This window comes from Devosia sp. (assembly GCF_028290435.1).
Taxonomy (GTDB): domain Bacteria; phylum Pseudomonadota; class Alphaproteobacteria; order Rhizobiales; family Devosiaceae; genus Devosia.
This window is the reverse complement of sequence record NZ_JAQGJV010000098.1, coordinates 1-4,536: the sequence shown is the minus strand read 5'-3', so window position 1 is coordinate 4,536 and position 4,536 is coordinate 1. Positions and strand designations below refer to the sequence as shown.

The window sequence follows — 4,536 nt, the reverse complement described above, 5'->3', positions numbered from 1 at the left end:
GAATCGCTGCCCGATTTCGTCAAGCTGGCCGAAGCTTATGGCGGCAAGGGCATCCGTTGCAGCAATCCGGCCGAGCTCGACGCCGCGATTGCCGAGATGCTCGATTACGACGGCCCGGTGTTGTTCGACTGCATGGTCGAAAAGGACGAAAACTGCCTGCCGATGATCCCGTCGGGCAAGCCGCATAACGAAATCATCCTGCCCGATACCGCAAACATCGGCGACATCATCGACGAGAAGGGACGGCAGCTCGTCTAGAGCGCTGCGGAGGACATAATCATGAACGCACATCTGCAGCCGACCGGATCGGCATACTTTCTGACCAAGGAAACCCAGGACCAGGAACGGCACACGCTATCGGTGCTGGTCGACAACGAGCCGGGTATTCTCGCGCGGGTCGTCGGCCTGTTTTCGGCGCGTGGCTATAATATCGAAAGTCTGACCGTCAGCGAGACGGAACACGGGCGGCGACTTAGTCGCATCACCGTCGTCGTGATCGCGTCGCCGATGACGCTGACCCTGTTCTAGCTGCAGCTCGAGCGGCTGATCCCGGTGCACAAGGTGCATGACCTGACCGCCGAGGGTGCATCGCTGGAACGTGAACTGGCGTTGATCAAGGTGGCGGGTTAGGGCGAGCACCGGGCGGAGAAGCTGCGGCTAGCCGATGCGTTTCGCGCGCAGATCGTGGATGCCTCGGTGACGAGCTTCGTGTTCGAACTGACAGGAAAATCGAGCAAGATCGACAGCTTCATCGCCCTGATGGCGCCACTTGGCCTCGTTGAAGTGGTGCGCACCGGGCTGGCGGCGATTTCGCGCGGTCCCGAAGGTATGTAGGCGTTGCTCCCGATGCCCTGCCGCCGTTAGGATCGGGGCAGGGCATTGGGGCAAGGCATGTTGATTTGGAGCGCGATAGGCCTGCTGGCCGTGACGTTGTTCGGCCTTGGCGCCATCGTCATGCTGGACGTCAGGGCCAAGGGCTGGGCCAACTGGCTGGACACGGTCCATGAATGGCAGAGCACGATCGGCACCGTCGCCGGATTTCTGAGCGCGGCGGGCGTATTGGTGCTGGGGACCGCGATCCAGGACAATGCCGAGCGGACACGCTCACTCACTGCCTCGCGGGCCATCGGCATGGGGCTGGCGCTGGAAACCGAGCGGATGGCCAATCCGCTGCAGACCGGACGGTTGATCGGCGGCAATATCGACATGCAGGGCAATGACCTGCCCAACAAGTGTCTCAACTACGTGCATACGATGGAAAGCATCCTGACGCCGGACACGCCGGTATATAATGCGGTGCTGAGCCAGATGGTGGATTTCGGCGACGCAAACCTGGCGCTGTTTGTGCGGTTTTTCTCCTTTTACGTGGATTTCCGCTCGAACCTGACGCAGATCGACAAGCAGATTTGTGATGCGGCGCCGGCCGATCAGATCAATTACATCATGCACCAGCTTAATGGCGGCCTCAGTTTCTACGAGATCATCGCGCGCAATTACGATGTGACGCCGATCATCGATCCAGCCCTGATCCGCAGCAATGCCGGCCTTCCTCCAGCGGAGCCTAAATGACCCATCTTTCAGTCAATCTCAATGCGGTGGCGCAGTTGCGAAATCGGCGCGATCTGCCGTGGCCCAGCGTCACCGGCATTGCGCGGGTGGTGCTTGATGCGGGGGCGAGTGGCATTACCATTCATCCGCGGCCGGACGAGCGGCATATAAGGCGTACCGACGTGTATGAACTGGAGGCGCTGCTACGCGCCGATTATCCGCGGGCGGAATACAATATCGAGGGGTATCCGAGCCCCGAATTCCTGACGCTGGTGGAGCAGGTGGCGCCGGATCAGGTGACGTTTGTGCCGGACGATCCGACGCAAAACACGTCGGATCATGGCTGGGATATTGCCGGGGACCGGGCGATCCTCGAACCGGCCATGGCGCGGATGAAGGCGGCGGGTATCCGCATTTCTCTGTTCATCGACGAGGACCCGGAAGCGCCGGCACTGGCCCGGGCAATGGGCGCCGATCGGGTGGAGCTTTATACCGGTCCCTATGGGGGGAGCTACAGCACGCCCGAGGGTGACGAGCATTTGCGGCTATTGGCGGTGACGGCGGGGGCGGCGCATGCGGTGGGGCTGGTGGTCAATGCAGGGCATGACCTGACGCTGGAGAATTTGCCGGTGTTTATGCGGGTGATGCCGGATATCGCGGAGGTGTCGATCGGGCATGGGATTACGGCCGATGCGCTGCTGATGGGGTTTGCGGAGGCGGTGCGGCAGTATCGGCTGGTGTTGGGATAGGACCAACCGATATTCAGCTGAGGCCGGCCTGCAAATGGCAGTTTTCTACGCTTCCGGTCCTCACGTACTTGGGTACGCTCCGGTCCGGGTCTCGACAACCGCCATTTTCGGCTCGGCCTGAGCTGAATCTCGATTGGTCCTAGCGCACCTCTCCTCCGGAAGGAGAGGTGAAGTAGAGCTAGGCCCGGCTCTGCCGCGCCCCAAAGGCGCGAAGGAAGGTGGCGACGCCGGTGGAGGCGGTTTGGCGGAGTTGGTCTTCGGTGGGGCGGCTGCACGGGCCGTCTTCATAGGGCAGGTCCGAGGAGATCAGCGCCATGAAGTGCCGCGTGGCCTGGCTGACGTCGGTCAGGTCCAGATAACCGTCGCGGGCGAGTTTGGCGAAGCAGGCGGAAATCAACGGGAAATCCTTACCCGGTCCGTATTCCTTCCAGGTCTCGAACAGTTTTGGATGGCGATAGGCTTCGCGCTTGATCAGCGTCGATAGCGCGCGGCCATCCATGTCGCAGAAGCAGCGGCCCAACATATTCACGGCAAAATCAGTCAGTGCCGCCTGAATGTCATCTGGCTGATCGGGGAAGCCGGCTATAACGGCCATCAGCGAGGCGCTGGAGCGGGCGGTGACGTCTTCGACCACGGCCACGAAGAGCTGGTCGCGGTCGCCGATGAGATTATAGACGGTTTGCCGCGACACGCCGGCCTCGATGGCAATGCTGTCGATGCTGACGCTACCCACGCCGTCGCGCACGAAGGCGCGCTTGGCGGCATCGAGGATCGCCTGCCGCTTGGACAGCGGGCGGGGTTGTGGGGCAGGGATGGTGGCTTCGATCTGGCTCATTGCCTCAAAACATAGCACCGGCTTTTAGATTTTACAACATTGTCCAAAATTTTGGACGGTAGTGCTTGACGGACTTTACACTTGTGTCCAATATAAGGTTATCACGGGGTTGCGACCTCCCTCGCCAGCCGTGAGCCCTTTTCAACCGATATCGTCGTGGCCTCCGCAGCAATGCGCCGGGAGCACGCGGAGGTTTTTGCAATGAATACCCCAATGTTGCGGGCGGCACTTGTGCTCGGCCTGCTCTCGGCCATCGGGCCGTTCGCTATCGATATGTATCTGCCGGCGCTGCCGGCCATTGGTGTTAGCCTGTCGGCCAGCACCGCCGAAGTGCAGATGAGCCTGATGGCCTTCATGGCCGCTATTGCTGTCTGCCAATTGTTCTATGGCCCGATCAGCGACATGATCGGGCGCAAGCCGCCGCTGTATTTCGGCATAGCGCTGTTCAGCCTTGGCGCTATCGGTTGTGCGCTGGCGCCATCGATCGAGTGGCTGATTGCCGCGCGGTTCGTGCAGGGCGTCGGCGCTTGTGCGGCGATGGCACTGCCCCGCGCCATGGTGCGGGACGGCTACACGGGCGCGGATGCGGCGCAGTTGCAGAGCCTGCTGATGCTGGTGTTTTCGGTGTCGCCGATCCTGGCGCCGCTGGCTGGTAGCCTGATGGTGCAGTTCGGTGATTGGCGCACGATTTTCTGGGCGATTGCCATCATCGGCGTGCTTGGCCTGCTGCTGATCGCGTTCTTCCTCAAGGAAACCCGTCCGGCTTCGGATCGGCTCGAATCAAGCGTCGGTAGCGCCATGCGTGGCTATGGGCTGCTGCTGAAGGATCGCAACTTCATCGGCCTATCGCTGATCGGCGCGTTCGGCATGTCGAGCTTCATGGCGTATCTCGCCAATTCGTCGTTCATCCTGATCGACCACTACCATCTGACGCCGACGCTCTACAGCGTCATGTTCTCGATCAATGCGGTGTCGTTTATCGGCGTGTCGCAACTGACGGGCGTGTTGACGCGCCGCTTCGGTCTCAACACGGTGGTGCGCACCTCGGTCAGCGGTTTCATCGTGGTGATGGTAGCGCTGGCGGCGCTGTTCCTGGCCGGCATTGACCAGCTTGCCGTGTTGGCGGTGCTGCTGTTCATCGGCTACGGCTTCCTTGGCCTGGTCGTGCCCACCACTGCCGTCTTGGCACTGGAGAATCACGGCACCATTGCGGGCACCGCTTCGGCCCTGATGGGGACGCTGCAAATGGTCACTGCCGCAATCGTGATGGGCGTGGTCGGCGCCTTCTTCGATGGCACCGCCAAGCCGATGGTTATCGGCATCGCCATCTGCGCCATCATCGCCTTCGCGCTGACGCGGCTGACGATCAAGAGCACGGTCGGGCAGCCGGTCGCCGCGGAATAG

5 protein-coding genes and 1 pseudogene are annotated in these 4,536 nt (G+C 61.5%); 5 read left to right on the top strand and 1 reads right to left on the bottom strand.

All coding sequences use genetic code 11. The annotated features are described in order from the left end of the window. From JWP26_RS22180 to JWP26_RS22165, 4 genes and pseudogenes are all read left to right on the top strand, one after another. Positions 1–258 (top strand): thiamine pyrophosphate-dependent enzyme (locus JWP26_RS22180; RefSeq protein ID WP_299733245.1); only part of this gene is annotated, 258 nt, incomplete at its 5' end. A gap of 21 nt (positions 259–279) precedes the next feature. Continuing rightward, positions 280–834, top strand: a pseudogene (ilvN, locus tag JWP26_RS22175) (acetolactate synthase small subunit). A 57-nt stretch (positions 835–891) separates the two neighbouring features. After that, positions 892–1,569, top strand: a complete 678-nt coding sequence (locus JWP26_RS22170) for a hypothetical protein (protein WP_299733242.1) — start codon at positions 892–894, stop codon at positions 1,567–1,569. Beyond that, a complete protein-coding gene (locus JWP26_RS22165; protein ID WP_299733239.1) occupies positions 1,566–2,297 on the top strand; it encodes a pyridoxine 5'-phosphate synthase in 732 nt (243 codons plus the stop codon). Before JWP26_RS22170 ends, JWP26_RS22165 begins: the two co-directional genes overlap by 4 nt. Positions 2,298–2,475: 178 nt before the next feature. On the opposite strand, the gene JWP26_RS22160 is transcribed toward JWP26_RS22165, so the two are convergent. Continuing rightward, positions 2,476–3,132 carry a TetR/AcrR family transcriptional regulator gene (locus JWP26_RS22160; protein ID WP_299733236.1) on the bottom strand — a complete coding sequence of 219 codons (657 nt, stop codon included), beginning with the start codon at positions 3,130–3,132 and terminating at the stop codon, positions 2,476–2,478. Between the two features lie 201 nt (positions 3,133–3,333). Between JWP26_RS22160 and JWP26_RS22155 the strand changes: the two genes are divergently transcribed. After that, positions 3,334–4,536 carry a multidrug effflux MFS transporter gene (locus JWP26_RS22155; protein WP_299733233.1) on the top strand — a complete coding sequence of 401 codons (1,203 nt, stop codon included), beginning with the start codon at positions 3,334–3,336 and terminating at the stop codon, positions 4,534–4,536.